The sequence below is a fragment of the Mucilaginibacter ginsenosidivorax genome (assembly GCF_007971525.1).
Taxonomy (GTDB): domain Bacteria; phylum Bacteroidota; class Bacteroidia; order Sphingobacteriales; family Sphingobacteriaceae; genus Mucilaginibacter; species Mucilaginibacter ginsenosidivorax.
The window spans coordinates 7,227,344-7,244,841 of the sequence record NZ_CP042437.1 but is presented as its reverse complement, the minus strand read 5'-3'; the positions used below and the strand labels follow the sequence as shown (position 1 = coordinate 7,244,841).

The following is a 17,498-nucleotide window of genomic DNA, read 5'->3' as shown; positions in this document are numbered from 1 at the left end:
TAATAACCTATGCCTCAATTTATATCCAAACTACAACGTAACACTTACGAAAAAGGCGAATTCTCTGACGAGCAGCCAAGAAATTTGGATGAAACAATTCAACTGATAAAAGACTTTCCCTGGGATTTGGAACGCCCCTTAACCGATATTCAATTAACCGGCCCATCGGTAACTATACAGGACGCTGAGTTAAACTACCTGAAGCTGGGGTTATATTTCGGTGGCAAATTTTGTGTTTACTATCTGGATAAGGATAATCAAATCATTTATATAATTACCACGCTGCTGATATTGAGTCTGCGGAAAAGCTCGTTGCTGATTTCTTCAATCAGACATTAGATCTCAGCATTTTTGAAAAATACTTTTTTAATATTGGCAACCAACCCCACTTTGTCAGCAATAATTTTGTGTATCATGTAAAAACCGGGAAAATACTGACACTTTCACTATCCTTATTGGCATATACTACAGTTTTTTCTTTGCTGTTCTTTAAAATAACGGTTGGTCGTTGGCTCGAGGTTTTTCCCATATTAATGATGTTATTATCGGTAGCTGCGATTTCATATTTTGTTGCCACAAATTTAAAGGGCCGTCATCAGTATCTTCAAATCTCCAGAGGAAAAAACAAATTTTCATATAGCGTTGATGAACAACACATTATTATTTACGATAAAACCGATATAAGGCTAATTTTATATAACCAAAATAGCCGCAACCGGAGCGGCATACTTGATAAGTACGAAATAATATTTAACAACGGCGACGTAATTAAACTATCGGGGACCCTGCTGCCTGGAGATGTTTTTTTAGACAAGATGCATGAACGATTAGGCATTCCTATTATTTATAGTGATCGCGGACTATTTAAAAGAAGGTAAAATCCATTTTTACGATATAAAATTTCGTTCGCCTACTTTTTTTATCAAAAAATAAAATTTTCTATTGACGGAATCATTTTTTACCGTACATTTACAACGTAATAAAAAACAAATGAAATTTAACAGTGCATATTTTTATGGTTACTACTTTTACTTTACCAGTAAGAGCCGGGACTAATATGTACTAAACACACATAAAAAATTTAAAAAGTCCCGGCACAAAATGCCGGGACTTTTTGCATTAACAGGGGTTATGAAAATAGAAAAACCAAGAGTTGCCATACAGGGAATCCGCGCCTCCTTCCACGAAGAAGCCGGACTGCGTTATTTTGGCGAAAACGCCCAGATGATTGAGTGCAACTCTTTTAAACAAACTTTTGAGAAGTTAAAGAACCGCGAGGCTGATTATGTGGTAATGGCTATTGAAAACAGCATTGCCGGCAGCATATTACCCAACTACACTTTACTGCTCGATTATGGTTTCCCGGTGGTAGGCGAAATTTACCTGCCTATTCAGCTGCACCTGATGGCTTTGCCGGGCGTAAAATTTGAGGATGTAAAATATGTAACCTCGCATCCTATTGCCCTGCGCCAGTGTGTTGATTTTTTTGACGAGTACCCCCATCTTAAAATTATCGAGAGCAGCGATACTGCCGCCTGTGCCAAACGCATCCGCGATGAGCAATTGACAGATACTGTAGCTATTGCCAATTCATTAGCTGCAACACTGTATGGGCTGGATGTTCTGGAGCGCCGCATCGAATCGAACAAACGGAACTTTACCCGCTTTTTGATCCTCACCCACCATGATAACATGGATAAAAAACCGGCCAATAAAGCATCGCTTTGTTTCCAGGTGAGTAATAAGGTTGGGGCTTTGGCCAAAGTGCTTAATATTTTTGCCGAAGAAGGTTTAAATATGAGCAAAATTCAATCAATGCCCATACTTGGTAAGCGTAACGAATATAATTTTTATGTAGATGTGGAGTGGGACGAGCAGAAACATTACGACAACGCCATACGGCAGATACTGAAATACACACAAAACTTTAACATACTTGGCGAATATGAAAGACACGATGACGAACCATCAGTAGCACCCAAACCCCAAAGAATTGACCGCGGCAGGCGATATATTAACATCCGCCGCAACGTTTAAAAAGATGATTTTTTAGATCATCGCCCAAAAGAAAGAAATCAAAAAAATTAAAACATAAAACAACCCCGGTTTAAAAAACAAGCGGCCGGGACAAATAACAAACACAATGAAACTAAATTTAAACATACAGCCACTTCATACCTGGATTAAGACCGGTAAAGAGCCATTGGTAATTGCAGGCCCGTGCAGCGCCGAAACTGAAGATCAGCTGGTAGCAACCGCTCATTTATTAGCCCAAACCGGTAAAATTTCTGCCCTGCGTGCAGGTATCTGGAAACCACGTACTCGCCCGGGAGAGTTTGAAGGTATTGGCTCAATTGGTTTGGAGTGGTTAAAACGCGCTAAAGCCGAAACGGGCTTACCAACAGCTATTGAAGTAGCTACCGGTAAACACGTTGAAGAAGCATTAAAGGCAGGTGTTGATATCCTTTGGGTTGGTGCCCGCTCAACAGTAAACCCTTTTACTGTACAGGAAATTGCTGATGCTTTGCGTGGTGTTGATGTACCGGTAATGGTTAAAAACCCGGTAAACCCCGATCTTTCTTTATGGATTGGCGCTTTGGAGCGTATCAACAATGCAGGTATTACCAAACTTGCTGCTATCCACCGCGGTTTTTCATCTTACGAAAAATCTGCTTTCCGTAACGAGCCGATGTGGGATATTGCTATCGCATTAAAAACTTTAGCGCCTGAATTACCTATCATTAACGATCCAAGCCACATATCGGGTAACCGCGACCTTATAGGTTACATTTCGCAAAAAGCGTTGGATTTGGATATGCAAGGTTTGATGATCGAATCGCACATCGATCCAAGCGTAGCCTGGACAGATGCTAAACAACAGGTTACCCCTGCTGCCCTTGCTGACATCATCGATCATTTGGCATTACGTAAACCAGAAGTACGCAATGCCGAGGTTAACGATAAACTGGCCGAACTACGCAACCAAATTGATAAAATTGACGATTTAGTTATCCAGAAAATTGCCGAACGTATGCTGATTGCCGATAAAATTGGTCAGCATAAAAAAGATAATGGCATTACCATTTTACAGGTTGGCCGTTGGGACGAGATTCTGCAAAAACGCACTAACTATGCTAAAGCATTAAAATTAGGCGGCGAGTTTACCGAAAAATTACTGGAGCTTTTACACGCCGAATCTATCAGCAGGCAAACAGCCATCATGAACGCCAGCGAAGCAGGCCAGGCAGCAGAAAAACTAACACACGCGTAATTTTATGTTATACGTTTTACGTGATACGTTATACGTTTTGAATTAGGTTTATTCCCTTCAACGTAAAACGTACAACGTACAACCTAAATAAATAGCGATGCAAAACATCATCCTGAGTAAAAGTAATAAGCATATAAAAGGCACGGTGAACCTCACCGGTTCGAAAAGTGAATGTAACCGCGCCCTCATTATTGAAGCGCTGAGCAACGGTAAGGTTAAGGTAGATAATGTATCTGATTCGGCCGATTCGGTTTTGTTAGCAGGGATATTGAGGAAGAATCAAGAATCAAGAGTCAAGGATCAAGAGGTTTTGGCAGGCGGCAGCGACCATGGTCCATCGACCATAGACCATGGACTACAAACTGTCGACATCGGCCCGGCCGGTACGGCAATGCGTTTTTTAACGGCTTATTATGCCATCCAGGATGACGAGGTTATTTTAACCGGTAGCCAACGCATGAAGGAAAGGCCGATAGGTGTATTGGTTGATGCGTTGACGGAGCTGGGTGCCCATATAGGTTTTGAAGAACAAGAGGGTTACCCTCCTATCAGGTTAAAAGGTGGCTTTGAGCAGTTAAGCCGTCAAATCAGTATAAAAGGCAATATCAGTAGTCAGTACATTACGGCACTTTTGCTCATAGCAGCCCGGTTACCACTTGGTTTGGAATTACATATTGAAGGCGAGCTAACGTCGCGCCCTTATGTAGAAATGACCCTGGCTATGTTACAAACAGCCGGCATCCGGCACACCTGGACCGACAATGTGATTGCCATAGCCAACCAGGATTTTGCCACAACATCATTATACATTGAACCAGACTGGAGCGCCGCATCGTATTGGTATGCTATTGCTGCCCTGGCCGATGAAGCAGAAATATTCCTGACCGGCTTAACCGCATACAGCCTACAGGGCGACAGCGTAATAACCGAGATAATGGCCAACTTTGGTATTACATCGCAATTTAAAGATGGTGGTGTGCATTTACTAAAAGAGGCCAAACCTTTAAGCCGCAAGGTCTTCGATATGAAGGAATGCCCCGATTTGGCACAAACAGTAATTGTAGTATGCGCGGCCTTAGGCCATGAAGCAACATTTACCGGCTTAGAAACGCTGAAAATCAAAGAAACCGACAGGGTTTTGGCTTTACAAACCGAGCTTGCCAAAATGGGCGTTAAACTCATTGAAAAAGGCCAGGTTTATAAACTGGATTGCAGCGAAAAGTTTATCCCGGAGCGTATGTTCATCAACACCTACCATGATCACCGTATGGCTATGGCTTTTGCACCACTTGCGCTGATAGTTCCTCAACTGGAATTTGAAAACGGCCCAGTAGTTGATAAATCGTACCCGGCATTTTGGGATGATTTGGAGAAGCAAGGGTTTATTGTGGAGGAAGTAACAATATAAACCATACACCCTGTCATCCTGAGGAACGAAGGATCTGTTCACAAACTTTGCAGTCCGCAAAATATGTCGTCTAATAGATTCTTCGTTCCTCAGAATGACAGGTTTAATTTCCGGGATTGGGTCAGTCTCAAATCTCATATCTAACATCTCACATCTAAAACAATGGCAGGCAATTCATTCGGGCAAGTATTCAGGATAACCACTTTTGGCGAATCGCATGGCGAGGCCATTGGGGTAATAATTGACGGCTGCCCGGCACAGTTGGTAGTTGATATCGATTATATACAAGGCGAGCTGGATAAGCGTAAGCCTGGTCAGTCAAAAATAACCACACAGCGTAAAGAGGCAGATACGGTACGGATTCTATCCGGCGTATTTGAAGGAAAAACCACGGGTACTCCTATAGCTATGCTGATTCCGAATGAAGATCAGCGATCAAAGGATTACACCCATAATGTGGATGTGTTTCGTCCCTCCCATGCCGATTACACTTACCAAACCAAATACGGCATTCGCGACCATCGTGGCGGTGGCCGTTCCTCGGCCCGCGAAACCGCGGCGCGTGTTGCTGCTGGCGCCCTGGCCAAGCTATTGCTCAAAACCCAGGGAATTGAGATTGCGGCCCATGTAAGCAGCGTTGGCAAAATTTACGCGCCAAACGTGGAGATTAAAAATGTTCAGGCGTTTATTGACGAACGTGAGAAAAACATTGTAAGGTGTGCCGATCCGGCAACAGCCGAAGAAATGATAGCGTTTATTGACGGCATACGCAAAGACGGTGATACCGTGGGCGGCAAAGTAAGCTGCTATATAAAAAATTGCCCTGTTGGTTTAGGCGACCCAGTATTTGACAAACTGCATGCCGATTTAGGTAAAGCTATGCTAAGCATCAACGCCGTACATGGCTTTGAATTTGGATCGGGCTTCGCGGGCAGCGAAATGAGGGGATCTGAACATAACGATATTTTTGTAAAGTCGCATTTAGGCGATATCACAACCATCACCAACTACTCGGGAGGTATCCAGGGCGGTATCAGCAATGGTATGCCTATCGAATTTAAAGTAGCCTTTAAACCTGTTGCCACCATCATGAAAAACCAGGCCACTATTGACAGCGAAGGTAACGCCGCCGAAATATCGGGCAAAGGTCGCCACGATCCTTGCGTGGTGCCGCGTGCTGTACCTATTGTTGAGGCGATGGCCGCGCTGGTTTTGGCCGATCATTGGTTAAGGAACAGGAATTCAAAACTGAGCTAAAAGCATAAAGCCTAAGGCAGAAAGCATTTATTGAAGGTTGCTTTGGGCTTTTAGCATTCGGCTTTATGCTTTCTGCCTTAAAAACTATCTTTGTACAACCATGCTAAGCCAGCTTATCCAATCATACAAAAACGCCTACTACGGACTATCTAAAAACAGCTGGTACCTGAGCCTGGTAATGCTTATTAACCGTAGTGGCACCATGGTGGTTCCGTTTATGAGTGTTTATATGATTAAACAACTGCATTTTACGGTGATACAATCGGGTTGGGTAATGGCATTTTTTGGCATTGGCGCGTTTGGAGGAGCGTTTTTGGGTGGCAAACTAACCGATAAAATTGGCTTTTATGATGTGCAGGTTGGGGCTTTGCTCTTAGGAGGTATCCAGTTTATCATTTTAGGATACCAGCATACCTTCATCAGCATCTGCATATTAACGTTTGTGCTCAGTGTTTGTAATGAATCATTCAGACCGGCAAACTCGGCGGCAATTGCTCATTACGCCGATAATGCTACCAGAACCCGCTCCTATTCGCTAAACCGATTGGCAGTTAACCTGGGCTGGGCAGTTGGTGGTGGCCTGGGCGGTGTTTTAGCATCAATTAATTATCATTTACTTTTTTGGGTTGATGGCTGTACCAATATTTCGGCGGCGGTACTTTTGCTAAGTCTTATGCCACGCTCGCAAATCAGAAAATCGGTAAAAAATGTGACAAAGGCTGTAAAATCGGCGGCAGCCCATACAGATGGAATGTTTTTAATGTTCATTATTTTAAACACCCTGTTTTCCTGCTGTTTCTACGAGTTTTTTATAACCCAACCTGTATTTTACGTTATAAAGTGGCATCTTGACTCAAGCTTTATTGGCTTTTTAATGGCGCTCAACGGCATACTGATCGTAGTTATCGAAATGGTGCTTGTACATAAACTCGACGGCAAAAGACATCCTTTAACTTATATCAGTATAGGTGTGTTATTATCAGGAATTACCTTTGTTTTATTGAATATACTACCCCACAACGCAGCAATAGCCGTTTTGATAGTAGTAATGATAACTTTTGGCGAAATCATCGCCATGCCGTTCATGAACTCGTTTTGGGTAAGCCGAACCAACAATAGTAACCGGGGCTCGTATGCTGCTATTTATGGCATGTCATGGTCGGCAGCGCAGATTATTGCCCCTGCGGTTGGCGCCAGGATTATTACATCAGGTGGTTTTGATAGCTTATGGTGGGTATTTGCCGGCATATGCCTGTTTGTGTCAACCGGATATTATGTAATGAAAAAACTCATTAAAAAAAGTGAACCAATTGCATTAACTCCTGTTGACAATATATTATGAAAAAGGCTATCATATTAGATCTGGATAATACCATTTACCCTGTAAGTTCAATTTCCGGCAATCTTTTCGAAGCGGTTTTTGGCTTTGTTGATACTTTGGCCGAGGAGATTGGTGCCGAGGAAATTGAAAAGGCAAAAGCAGAAATGCAGCGCCGCCCCTACCAGCAGGTGGCCGAAAAATTCAACTTCAGCGAAACGGCAAAAAATAAAGGACTCGATTTACTTAAAGATCTGGAGTATGCCCTCCCGATGCGGCCTTACGAAGAGTATAAATACATTAGTGAAACCCCAATAGATAAATACCTGGTAACTACCGGCTTTACCAAACTGCAATGGAGCAAAATACGACTGTTAGGCATCGAAGCCGATTTCAAAGGAATCTATATTGTCGACCCGCAAATATCCTCAGAAACAAAAAAGGATATTTTTACGATGATTATGAGCAATAACAATTATCGGCCAGAAGAGTTGTTGGTTATTGGTGATGATCCCGAATCAGAAATAAAGGCGGCTGGCTCATTAGGTATCGATACATTTTTATTTGACCCGGAAGACAGGCATGCTGATGCGGTAGTTACCCATTCATCGAAAAGCCTTAAGGATGCAGTACTTGTATTTATGTAAACAGGATACTTGTTTTAAAGTTATAGGTACTTAGCGACAAGTTCAGAAGCTAAATTTGCTTTTTTTCTTAAGCAAAAACGTCCCGATCAAATTGACCGGGACGTTTTCTATATCTATAATACCTTAGCTAATTACTCAGCTGCTGCTTCTTCAGTATCAGCTTTTTTAGCTTTTGGTGCTGCTGCTTTCTTTGCTTTTGGAGCTTCTTCTGCAACAGGTGCTGCTTCAACTACCGCTGGCGCTGCTGCTACTTCGGCAACTGCTTCTGTAGCCGGAACAACTGAAACGTATGAACGGTTATCAGCTTTTTTGCGGAAAACTACAATACCTTCGGCTAAAGCGAATAAAGTATGATCTCTGCCGATACCTACATTAACGCCTGGGTTGTGTTTAGTACCACGCTGACGAACGATGATGTTACCTGCAATTGCTGGCTGACCACCGAAAATTTTGATACCTAAACGTTTGCTATGCGACTCGCGGCCGTTTCTGGAACTACCGGCCCCTTTTTTGTGTGCCATTGTTTATATCTTTTATGAGCTGATAAATCGGCTCGGTTTAAAACTTTAAATTATAATGTTATACCGGTGATCTCGATCTTGGTAAATTGCTGACGGTGACCGTTTTTCTTTTTGTAACCTTTTCTGCGTTTCTTTTTGAAAACGATTACTTTATCACCTTTTAAATGAGACACGATCTTAGCCGATACTTTAGCGCCTTTCAAATCAGAACCTAATTTGAATGAACCTTCGTTTTCTGCTAACAATACACTGTCAAATTCAATACTAGCGCCCTCGTCACCTTGTAACCTGTGTACAAAGATCTGCTGGTCTTTTGCAACCTTAAATTGCTGTCCTGCTATACTTACTATTGCGTACATGTTTGTTAATTATTGTTTTAAAATTCGAGGTGCAAATATAGGGATTGGTTATTTAATAAACAACACTGCCTTCTTTTATTTTTTCAGTCGCCTTTCGGCGGTTGTTAAACTTTGGTCGATTTCTTTGATCAGCTGTTTATTAGCATCTATCAATTTAGGATCGCCTTGAAAGTTCGAATCAAAAACAACCCGTTTGGTTTTGGTTTTATATTTAAACTCAATGATGTAACGCACCGGCTTTTCTTTAACGGTATCCCCTCTCTCGTTAGATGGAAAATCCCAGAAACCCAGGTCGGCCGCTTTATGATGCAGATATAACAAGTCGTTATCGGTAAGCTTAACATGCATTTTCACCAGCGAATCTCTTTTATTAATATACTGATAATCGCCTGTGCGGGAGTTAAATTTATTTACCAGGCTATCTTTGGGCCCATAAACCATGGATATCGACTGGAAATCGGCATAACGGTAAGGTGCGTTTTTGATCATCATACCGTAGTAGTAAAAACAGTATAAAAGGAACGGAATTACGATTGTAGAGATGAGGAATATTTTTTTTGTAGTACTGGACATTTAGTTAGTGAATTGTATTTATGTATAATTTGTAATTTGTTTCTAAGTTGCTAAAGCGAGATATAAAGTGATAGCGCTTTTCTCCCTGCCATTCTGAGGAACGAAGGATTTATTTTACCACCTTCATCGCCGCCGAGTAAAGTTTTCGAATAGATGCTTCGTACCTACCCATAACATATCCAATTTTCCTGTCATCCTGAAGTACGAAGGATCTATCAGCTGTGCATGACCTATAGAAAAGTCCGCCAATAGATCCTTCGTGCCTCAGGATGACAGTAGTTTATTTTTACGATGTCATTTTCCCTTCAGAATTTCGCGAAATTTTACCACTCAGCATGACAGTTTTTTATTGTTTTATCAATCTCTGGTCAGAGTCTGCAGATTCTGCCATTGAATATTAATGCTTTATATGTCTGCATTTCGTTCCACTTGTTTACCATCTAATTCCCCTTCCCACTTACTAACCACCGCCGTCGCCATTGCATTACCCAACACATTAGTTGCTGATCTGCCCATATCCAGTAATGGATCAATTCCGATCAGCAAGAACAATCCCGCCTCAGGGATATTAAACATTGATAGCGTTCCTGCAATAACAACTAAAGATGCCCTTGGCACGCCGGCTACCCCTTTGCTTGTAAGCATCAGCACCAACAGCATAGACAACTGGTGCCCGAACGATAAATGAATATCGTACGATTGCGCCAGAAATAATGATGCAAAGGTCATATACATCATGCTACCATCCAAATTAAATGAGTACCCCAATGGTAATACGAAACTCACAATTTTGTTGCTGCAACCAAAACGCTCCAGTTCTAACAATACTTTTGGATAAGCAGCCTCACTGGTTGAAGTGCTGAATGCAATAAGCATAGCATCTTTTATGTTATTAATCAGTCTGAACACCGGCTTGCGTAAAACAATAAAACCTGCTGATATAATGATAAGCCAAAGCAACACCAATGAAAAGTAAAATTCGCCAATAAATATGCCATAAGTGGATAAAACACCTAAACCCTGCTTTGCAATCACCGCTGTTATAGCGCCAAATACGGCAACAGGTGCCAGCTTCATTACATAGCCCGTTATCTTTAATATCACATGGGCAATGGCATCCATAGCTTTAATAACTATTTTACCCTGCTCACCTATAGCCGCCGTGGCTATACCGAAAAACAAAGAGAACACCACAATCTGCAATATCTCGTTATCAGCCATTGATTTAATAAAGCTTGAGGGGAACACATGCCCGATAAATTCGGTTAATGACAGTGCCGATTTTTTGATGCCGGTACTTAAATGGCTGTCTGGCAATGGCAGGTGCATGGTTTTACCAGGCTCAAACAGGTTTACCAACAGCATTCCTAATAACAACGACACTAAAGTGGCACTAACAAACCAAAGCATGGTTTTGCCGCCTATCCGGCCTACTGCTTTAATATCGCCTACTTTTGCCACGCCAACTACCAGCGTTGTAAACACCAGCGGCGCCACAATCATCTTTATCAAATTCAGGAAAATCTTGCTTAAAATATTGAAGCCTTCCAGTTTATCTTCCCTTAAGGTGCTGTTTTCCTGCTGGGCTTTTACCTCAGTCTGCCTCAGTTTTTTTATGGATTTAAAGGCCTCTGTAGTAGTATCTGCCGATGATAAGAGATTTTTATCGATAGCTTTAATACGCGCATCGGCTACACTGATATTGGAATTAATTTTATTAATTACGTTGGTGTTGTATATATAACCAACTATTACACCGGCGATAAGCGCTATAAAAATGTACAGCGTAAGCTTGCTTTTTTTTTGCATGGATTTTGATCAGTTTACAAAAATAGTGAAATAGAATCAAGAGTTAAGAATCGGCGGAAAGAATCAAGAGTTAAGAATCAAGAAGGGAAAAATTAAGCAGCAAACAGATGGCTCCCCCCTTTGAATCTTTGTCGTTTACAAACTGCTCCCTTATTAATTTGTATTGTTATTGAGGGCTGCGCCGGTCTCGATTCCTGACTCTTTTAAGACATTTACTGAAGATTTGTGCTTGCCTTGATTCTTGACTCTTGCCTCTCTTAAAACATTTTGTATATATTGGCAACCAGAATTGATCATGTCTTGATTCCTGACTCTTAATTCTTGATTCTATTTAAAATGACGGTTACTACCTACGGACTACAACATATCAAAAAAGAAATTCAGCATTTGCCGCATGAGCAGTTGTCTGAGTTATTGCTTCGTTTGGCACGTTATAAAAAAGAAAACAAGGAATTGCTGGCTTATTTACTGTTTGAAGCCTATGACGAGACTTCCTTTATAGAAAAAGTAAAAGCCGAGGCTGGCTTCATGTTCAGCCAGTTGCCAGCCCTAAGCTATAACGCAGCTAAAGGTATGCGCAAAATATTACGATTATTGAGCAAATACACTAAGTTTACCGGCTCAAAAACAGCCGAGATTGAGTTTTTGCTAAATTTTTGCAGCAATTACCTGGAGTATGCCGACAGGCGAACTTCATACAAACCAATCCGCTTGATATTAACCCGGCAAGTTGAAAAGGTAAAAACGCTGATAGCTAAACTACACGAAGACCTGCAATATGATTTTGCCGATAGCTACAATGCATTAATTACAGATGCTGAAAAAAAATTGAACTGGTTTAAAAAGAGTGATTACCTGTTGTAACATATGTACACTAAGATAATCTAAACTATATAAATTCTATTAACAGTGGCCAACAAAGAAGCAGCATTCAAGGAAATTTATGCAGCTAATTCTAAAAAGATTTTCCATTTGTGCTATGGTTATACCGGCGACGATGACGCCGCGAACGACCTGCTACAAGAAACTTTTTTGAAAGTATGGCAAAACCTCGATAAATTTCGCAACCAGGCCATGATCTCTACCTGGATCTATCGTATTGCCGTAAACACCTGCTTAACCTACCTGCGATCGGAGAAGCGACAGGCAAAAGACGAGCTTACCGAACAAATAGCTGAAACTAAACGAGAGGAATTTTCTGAAAAGAATGAGCAGGTTGCTTTACTATACAAATGCATATCAAAACTGGAGGAATCGGAAAGAATTATAATAACATTGGTACTTGATGAAGTACCATATCCCGAAATAGCAGAAGTTTCGGGAATATCGGAGGGAAATCTGAGGGTGAAAATTTATCGTATAAAACAAAAGTTAACAGAATTATATAACCAGTATGAAAGACTTTGATCATTTGATGTCGGTTTGGCAGGGACAGCCAAAGCAAGATCAGCTTTCAGTGGATGATGTGCTGAAGCAGGTAAAGAAGGGGATTCGCGGCATAACCAACAAGTTGTATTGGACAATTGTGGCCATGGTGGCCGTTACCGTATTTGCGGCCATTGTTACATTTTTCCTGGCCTTTAAGTCGGGGGTTACAACGGCGGGTATTTTAATAGTGTTGCTTACCATGCTCATGTATTTGGCACTTACCGTAAGGCACTATCACATTTTAAGCAAACGCGATGCAACCATTAACCCCGCTGAGTATTTAGACAGCCTAAAGGAATACCAAAAAACACGTTCAAAAATCACAGGTTGGTTTTATTATATATACATACTGTTAATCAGCGCCGGCCTGGCACTGTACTTTATCGAAGTATTGGAAAATTCGTCCCTGGCATTTAAAATTGGCACCTATAGTTCTATTACTATCTGGTTTTTGTTTACCACTTTTTACTTAAAACCAAGAATGTTTAAAAACGAGGAAGAAAAACTTAACCTAATGATAGATAGACTGGTTCGGTTAAAAGAGCAATTTAATTGACAGGGCCAAAACAAACAAATTTTACGATGGCCTGATTATTCAATACAAAAAAATTGTTGGCCTATTGCAGTTTGGCATGTCGGGTTCGCTCATGGTATATAATAGACAGGATGGTTAAACATCTTTATTTTTTCTAAAGAAAAGAGTATTACTATTCATTTTTACCGACCATTACTATGCTGTATTCCTGGTCGCATTTTGGGTACTATATAGTTAACGTAACAGTAAATAAAAACAGCCTGCCAATTTATCATCCTAAAAAGCTATTTTTGCGGTTCAATGGAGCATATTCGTAATTTTTGTATCATCGCGCACATCGACCACGGCAAAAGCACACTTGCCGATAGGTTATTAGAATACACTAACACTATAACCCAACGCGAATCGCAGGCACAATTGCTTGACGATATGGATTTGGAACGCGAGCGGGGTATTACTATAAAAAGCCATGCCATCCAAATGGATTATGAGCTTAACGGGCAAAAATATATCCTTAACCTGATAGACACACCCGGCCACGTAGATTTTTCATACGAAGTATCACGTTCGATAGCTGCCTGCGAGGGCGCTTTGCTTATTGTTGATGCGGCACAAGGCATCCAGGCGCAAACCATATCCAACTTGTACCTTGCTTTGGAAAACGACCTGGAGATTATCCCGGTGCTTAATAAAATGGATCTTCCCGGCGCCATGCCCGAGGAGGTTAAAGACCAGATTGTTGACCTGATTGGATGTAAGCGAGAAGAAATTCTCGCTGCCTCGGGCAAAACCGGAATGGGCGTTCATGACATATTGCGAGCTATTGTTGAGCGTGTACCTGCTCCCGTTGGCGACCCTAAAGCACCTTTACAGGCTTTGATTTTCGATTCGGTATTCAACTCGTTCCGTGGTATCATCGCCTATTTTAAAGTAGTTAACGGCGAGATAAGGAAAGGCGAAAAAGTAAAATTCGTAGCTACCGAGAAGCAGTACCTGGCCGATGAGGTAGGCACGCTAAAACTTCGGCCGCTTGCTAAAGATGTTATAAAAACCGGTGATGTAGGCTATATTATATCAGGAATTAAGGAAGCAAGAGAAGTTAAAGTAGGCGATACCATTACCCATGTTGACAGGCCCTGCGAGATTGGAATTCAAGGTTTTGAAGAAGTAAAGCCAATGGTATTTGCCGGTATCTACCCGGTTGATACCGAAGATTATGAAGAACTGCGCGAATCTATGGCCAAATTGCAGCTTAATGATGCTTCCCTTGTGTTTGAACCAGAATCGTCTGCAGCTTTAGGCTTCGGCTTTCGTTGCGGATTTTTGGGCATGCTGCACATGGAGATTATCCAGGAGCGGTTAGAGCGCGAGTTTAATATGACGGTAATTACTACCGTACCTAACGTATCTTATATTGCCCATACTACCAAAGGCGAGCCAATTATAGTAAACAATCCATCTGACCTTCCCGATCCAAGTAAAATTGATTTTGTTGAAGAGCCCTATATTAAGGCCACAATTATCACCAAATCTGAATTTGTTGGGCCGGTAATGTCGTTATGTATTCAAAAAAGAGGTAGTATCACCAACCAGTCATACTTAACATCTGACCGGGTTGAGCTGGTATTTGAGATGCCGATGGGCGAGATCGTTTTTGACTTTTATGATAAGCTAAAAACGATATCAAAGGGTTATGCATCTTTTGACTATCACCAGATAGGCTATCGCCAGTCGGATCTTGTACGTTTGGATATTCGTTTAAATGCCGAACCTGTTGATGCTTTATCATCACTAATATTCAGGGGTAACTCTTATGATTTTGGTAAAAAGATTTGCGAAAAGTTGAAGGAACTTTTACCCCGCCAGCAATTTGAAATCATAATCCAGGCTTCTATAGGCGCCAAGATCATTGCCCGCGAAACAGTTAAAGCTTTGCGTAAAGATGTTACCGCCAAATGTTACGGTGGTGACATTTCCCGTAAACGTAAACTATTGGAAAAACAGAAAAAAGGTAAAAAACGCATGCGCCAGGTAGGTAACGTAGAGATACCACAATCGGCGTTTATGGCGGTTTTGAAACTTGATTAAATTTAAAAAGAATCAAGAGTTAAGAATCAAGAGCCAAGACAGCTTCAATTTGATTTTTCATTCTTGATTCTTGACTCTAACTTCTTGATTCTATCTAAAATGCAGTTACTCGACGGAAAATACGTATCAGAAAAACTTAAGGTTGAAATTGCCGAAGCGGCAGCTAAAATTTTGGCCGAAACTGGTAGACAGCCACATTTGGTTGCAGTTTTGGTTGGCCATGATGGCGGCAGCGAAACTTATGTAGCCAGTAAAATTAAAAATTGCGAAAAGGTTGGTTTTAAATCCACCCTTGTGCGCTTTGAGGATACGGTTACCGAAGATGAGTTGTTAAAAAAAGTAGAAGAATTGAATGCCGATGCGGATATAGATGGTATTATTGTACAGCTCCCCTTGCCCAAACACATTGATCCCGAGAAAGTAACAGAACGTATCGACCACAGGAAAGATGTGGATGGATTTCACCCGGTTAATCTTGGTCGGATGCAGCGCAACCTGCCATCATTTATCCCGGCTACACCGTATGGCATCACATTAATGCTGAAAGAATATGGCATTGAAACCGCCGGTAAGCATTGCGTAGTTGTTGGTCGTAGTAACATAGTTGGCTCGCCTATGAGCATCTTAATGGCGCGGAATACTACACCCGGCAATTGCACAGTTACCATTTGCCATAGTCGTACCCCGGATATTAAAAAATTCACCTTAGATGCCGACATTTTAATTGTAGCCATCGGCAAAAAGAATTTCATTACTGCCGATATGGTAAAAGATGGTGTTGTAGTTATTGATGTAGGCATGAACCGCGAAACTTCAGCCCTTACAAAATCTGGCTTCAAGCTTTACGGCGATGTTGATTTTGAAAATGTGGCCCCCAAAGCATCATGGATCACCCCTGTACCAGGTGGCGTTGGCTTAATGACCATTATTGGATTATTGAAGAACACTTTATCTTCGGCCAATAAAGAAGTGTATAGTTAGGTTGATTGGGGTGAATAAGTTGGATTAGGTTAGATTGAGTTGAATAGGTTGATTAAGTTAGATACGATTAAGTTAGTCGTGCTAATATCTCACGTAATCAAACTGTTGAATCCAAACTATTCAACTCCATCAACCTAGTCAACTCAATCAACTTACTCAACCCAACCAACCTATCACTTAAACGCCTGCCTCACCTTATCCCAAAAAGAATTAATACCAACGTAGATATCGTCGCCCCTTATATCTACAGCATAGGTTTCCAAAAAATCATTCTGCCCCTCCCCGCCCTTGCCTGTGGTTAGGTTATAGGTGTAACGATGATAAGGGCAAACAATCTTCCCTTTAACACACAAACCCTGGCTTAGGTCAAACCCGGCATGCGGGCAGTTAATTGCAGTTGCGTAAATCTTTCCCTCAAACCCTACCAGGCAAATGCTTCTATTTCCGGCTTTAACTTTTTTGATGAATGGCTCAAGTGTATTTTTTATTTCGGCGATTTTATACCAGTTCATTTATTAAAAATCGATCTTCAAATTCATAACCGAGGGGTTTTTAATTACCTCGTCCATATTAGTTACCAGCGTAATGCTTCGCCTGTCGGCCGAGAGTACGGCTTTAGGGTTATTGAGTTTTTTTATCGGTTTGGCAAAGTTTAACACCACTTTGTAAGGCATATCTATCAGCATGGCTTTTGCCATCATAAAGGTTGATTTTGTTTTCTTTAAAAACGCGTTAAACTTTATCTTATCAACTATGCGATAAAACCGGTGCGGCGTTATCTCGTAGGAGTAATAATCCTGTCCGGCAACCATTTGTTTAGCATCAAGGGTTTTACTATTGTTCTGTCCGGTTGACAAGGCGCTGATTTGACTATTCAGCGCTATTTTAGATACGTTTTGAAGGTAATATTTAAGATCCGCAGCATCTTTGGCTTTATGGTTGATTGCAACCTTCATTATACTTTTCTTCAGGTTCATATTTACAGTAAGGTCACTGCTTTTTGCCAGCTCAATTTCGGCGGCATTCATTTTTTGCTGCGTGCTATCGGGCATAGCATTGTAAAAATTGAGCGTGGTATCCTTAACTAAACTAAACTGAGGGGTTTGTTTCAATGAATCGGATACCAGGTTTACCAACACCGAAACAGCCTTGCTCATGTCAAAGCCATACGCAACGTTACAGCTGCCGTCGCTTTTAAAGTCATAATGCTCTTCAATATCAACGCATGAACTAAAACATAACAAAGCCAAAAAGATAATTGGAACGTACAGTTTTTTCATGGCGACAGTTGTTTTACAGATTA

The 17,498-nt window shown here is 41.3% G+C and carries 18 protein-coding genes; 12 read left to right on the top strand and 6 right to left on the bottom strand.

Annotation, left to right across the window (positions count from 1 at the left end; genetic code table 11):
• The first annotated feature begins 9 nt into the window (after positions 1 to 9).
• The 7 genes from FSB76_RS29775 (at position 10) to FSB76_RS29745 (ending at position 7,901) form a co-directional block, all read left to right on the top strand.
• Positions 10 to 339, top strand: coding sequence for a hypothetical protein (locus tag FSB76_RS29775; RefSeq protein WP_147060021.1), 330 nt, complete (start codon positions 10 to 12; stop codon positions 337 to 339).
• 792 nt (positions 340 to 1,131) lie between these two features.
• Entirely contained in the window at positions 1,132 to 2,037 is a 906-nt protein-coding gene (locus FSB76_RS29770) for a prephenate dehydratase (RefSeq protein ID WP_147060019.1), read from the top strand.
• 106 nt (positions 2,038 to 2,143) lie between these two features.
• Positions 2,144 to 3,271 carry a chorismate mutase gene (locus FSB76_RS29765; protein WP_147060018.1) on the top strand — a complete coding sequence of 376 codons (1,128 nt, stop codon included), beginning with the start codon at positions 2,144 to 2,146 and terminating at the stop codon, positions 3,269 to 3,271.
• Between the two features lie 97 nt (positions 3,272 to 3,368).
• On the top strand, positions 3,369 to 4,679 hold the full coding sequence (aroA, locus tag FSB76_RS29760; protein ID WP_192910111.1) for a 3-phosphoshikimate 1-carboxyvinyltransferase: 1,311 nt from the start codon (positions 3,369 to 3,371) through the stop codon (positions 4,677 to 4,679).
• Positions 4,680 to 4,841: 162 nt separating this feature from the next.
• A complete protein-coding gene (gene aroC / locus FSB76_RS29755) occupies positions 4,842 to 5,936 on the top strand; it encodes a chorismate synthase (RefSeq protein ID WP_147060014.1) in 1,095 nt (364 codons plus the stop codon).
• 100 nt (positions 5,937 to 6,036) lie between these two features.
• On the top strand, positions 6,037 to 7,278 hold the full coding sequence (locus FSB76_RS29750; RefSeq protein ID WP_147060012.1) for an MFS transporter: 1,242 nt from the start codon (positions 6,037 to 6,039) through the stop codon (positions 7,276 to 7,278).
• A complete protein-coding gene (locus tag FSB76_RS29745) occupies positions 7,275 to 7,901 on the top strand; it encodes an HAD family hydrolase (RefSeq protein WP_147060010.1) in 627 nt (208 codons plus the stop codon). The genes FSB76_RS29750 and FSB76_RS29745 overlap by 4 nt, the downstream gene beginning before the upstream one ends.
• A 131-nt stretch (positions 7,902 to 8,032) precedes the next feature.
• Here FSB76_RS29745 and rpmA read toward each other — a convergent pair whose 3' ends face one another.
• The 4 genes from rpmA to FSB76_RS29725 form a co-directional block, all read right to left on the bottom strand.
• Positions 8,033 to 8,422, bottom strand: coding sequence for a 50S ribosomal protein L27 (gene rpmA, locus FSB76_RS29740; RefSeq protein ID WP_090650785.1), 390 nt, complete (start codon positions 8,420 to 8,422; stop codon positions 8,033 to 8,035).
• 50 nt (positions 8,423 to 8,472) lie between these two features.
• A complete protein-coding gene (gene rplU, locus FSB76_RS29735) occupies positions 8,473 to 8,781 on the bottom strand; it encodes a 50S ribosomal protein L21 (protein WP_147060008.1) in 309 nt (102 codons plus the stop codon).
• A gap of 75 nt (positions 8,782 to 8,856) precedes the next feature.
• Positions 8,857 to 9,273 (bottom strand): hypothetical protein, encoded by a 417-nt coding sequence (locus FSB76_RS29730; RefSeq protein ID WP_225976348.1) that lies wholly within the window; start codon positions 9,271 to 9,273, stop codon positions 8,857 to 8,859.
• Positions 9,274 to 9,759: 486 nt separating this feature from the next.
• Positions 9,760 to 11,163, bottom strand: a complete 1,404-nt coding sequence (locus tag FSB76_RS29725; RefSeq protein ID WP_147060004.1) for a dicarboxylate/amino acid:cation symporter — start codon at positions 11,161 to 11,163, stop codon at positions 9,760 to 9,762.
• A 336-nt stretch (positions 11,164 to 11,499) separates the two neighbouring features.
• Between FSB76_RS29725 and FSB76_RS29720 the strand changes: the two genes are divergently transcribed.
• The 5 genes from FSB76_RS29720 (at position 11,500) to FSB76_RS29700 (ending at position 16,195) form a co-directional block, all read left to right on the top strand.
• Complete coding sequence (locus FSB76_RS29720; protein WP_147060003.1) at positions 11,500 to 12,027, top strand: hypothetical protein; 528 nt, start codon at positions 11,500 to 11,502, stop codon at positions 12,025 to 12,027.
• Between the two features lie 45 nt (positions 12,028 to 12,072).
• A complete protein-coding gene (locus FSB76_RS29715) occupies positions 12,073 to 12,570 on the top strand; it encodes an RNA polymerase sigma factor (RefSeq protein ID WP_147060001.1) in 498 nt (165 codons plus the stop codon).
• Positions 12,557 to 13,147: a hypothetical protein gene (locus tag FSB76_RS29710; protein WP_090650382.1), complete on the top strand. Its 591-nt coding sequence runs from the start codon at positions 12,557 to 12,559 to the stop codon at positions 13,145 to 13,147. The genes FSB76_RS29715 and FSB76_RS29710 overlap by 14 nt, the downstream gene beginning before the upstream one ends.
• A 279-nt stretch (positions 13,148 to 13,426) precedes the next feature.
• Positions 13,427 to 15,214, top strand: a complete 1,788-nt coding sequence (gene lepA / locus FSB76_RS29705) for a translation elongation factor 4 (protein ID WP_147059999.1) — start codon at positions 13,427 to 13,429, stop codon at positions 15,212 to 15,214.
• A 99-nt stretch (positions 15,215 to 15,313) separates the two neighbouring features.
• On the top strand, positions 15,314 to 16,195 hold the full coding sequence (locus tag FSB76_RS29700; protein WP_147059997.1) for a bifunctional 5,10-methylenetetrahydrofolate dehydrogenase/5,10-methenyltetrahydrofolate cyclohydrolase: 882 nt from the start codon (positions 15,314 to 15,316) through the stop codon (positions 16,193 to 16,195).
• A 173-nt stretch (positions 16,196 to 16,368) separates the two neighbouring features.
• Here the strand turns inward: FSB76_RS29700 and FSB76_RS29695 are convergent, their stop codons facing one another.
• A complete protein-coding gene (locus FSB76_RS29695) occupies positions 16,369 to 16,707 on the bottom strand; it encodes a Rieske (2Fe-2S) protein (RefSeq protein ID WP_147059995.1) in 339 nt (112 codons plus the stop codon).
• A gap of 3 nt (positions 16,708 to 16,710) precedes the next feature.
• Complete coding sequence (locus FSB76_RS29690; RefSeq protein ID WP_147059993.1) at positions 16,711 to 17,475, bottom strand: hypothetical protein; 765 nt, start codon at positions 17,473 to 17,475, stop codon at positions 16,711 to 16,713.
• Positions 17,476 to 17,498 lie beyond the last annotated feature (23 nt).

Excerpts from the sequence above, each read along its gene's own strand:
- lepA (WP_147059999.1), top strand. The coding sequence starts at position 13,427 with ATGGAGCATATTCGTAATTTTTGTATCATCGCGCACATCGACCACGGC.
- FSB76_RS29725 (WP_147060004.1), bottom strand. The coding sequence starts at position 11,163 with ATGCAAAAAAAAAGCAAGCTTACGCTGTACATTTTTATAGCGCTTATC.
- FSB76_RS29695 (WP_147059995.1), bottom strand. The coding sequence starts at position 16,707 with ATGAACTGGTATAAAATCGCCGAAATAAAAAATACACTTGAGCCATTC.
- FSB76_RS29730 (WP_225976348.1), bottom strand. The coding sequence starts at position 9,273 with ATGATGATCAAAAACGCACCTTACCGTTATGCCGATTTCCAGTCGATA.
- FSB76_RS29775 (WP_147060021.1), top strand. The coding sequence starts at position 10 with ATGCCTCAATTTATATCCAAACTACAACGTAACACTTACGAAAAAGGC.
- rpmA (WP_090650785.1), bottom strand. The coding sequence starts at position 8,422 with ATGGCACACAAAAAAGGGGCCGGTAGTTCCAGAAACGGCCGCGAGTCG.
- aroC (WP_147060014.1), top strand. The coding sequence starts at position 4,842 with ATGGCAGGCAATTCATTCGGGCAAGTATTCAGGATAACCACTTTTGGC.
- FSB76_RS29700 (WP_147059997.1), top strand. The coding sequence starts at position 15,314 with ATGCAGTTACTCGACGGAAAATACGTATCAGAAAAACTTAAGGTTGAA.
- FSB76_RS29750 (WP_147060012.1), top strand. The coding sequence starts at position 6,037 with ATGCTAAGCCAGCTTATCCAATCATACAAAAACGCCTACTACGGACTA.
- FSB76_RS29690 (WP_147059993.1), bottom strand. The coding sequence starts at position 17,475 with ATGAAAAAACTGTACGTTCCAATTATCTTTTTGGCTTTGTTATGTTTT.
- FSB76_RS29710 (WP_090650382.1), top strand. The coding sequence starts at position 12,557 with ATGAAAGACTTTGATCATTTGATGTCGGTTTGGCAGGGACAGCCAAAG.
- FSB76_RS29770 (WP_147060019.1), top strand. The coding sequence starts at position 1,132 with ATGAAAATAGAAAAACCAAGAGTTGCCATACAGGGAATCCGCGCCTCC.
- FSB76_RS29720 (WP_147060003.1), top strand. The coding sequence starts at position 11,500 with ATGACGGTTACTACCTACGGACTACAACATATCAAAAAAGAAATTCAG.
- FSB76_RS29765 (WP_147060018.1), top strand. The coding sequence starts at position 2,144 with ATGAAACTAAATTTAAACATACAGCCACTTCATACCTGGATTAAGACC.
- rplU (WP_147060008.1), bottom strand. The coding sequence starts at position 8,781 with ATGTACGCAATAGTAAGTATAGCAGGACAGCAATTTAAGGTTGCAAAA.
- FSB76_RS29745 (WP_147060010.1), top strand. The coding sequence starts at position 7,275 with ATGAAAAAGGCTATCATATTAGATCTGGATAATACCATTTACCCTGTA.
- aroA (WP_192910111.1), top strand. The coding sequence starts at position 3,369 with ATGCAAAACATCATCCTGAGTAAAAGTAATAAGCATATAAAAGGCACG.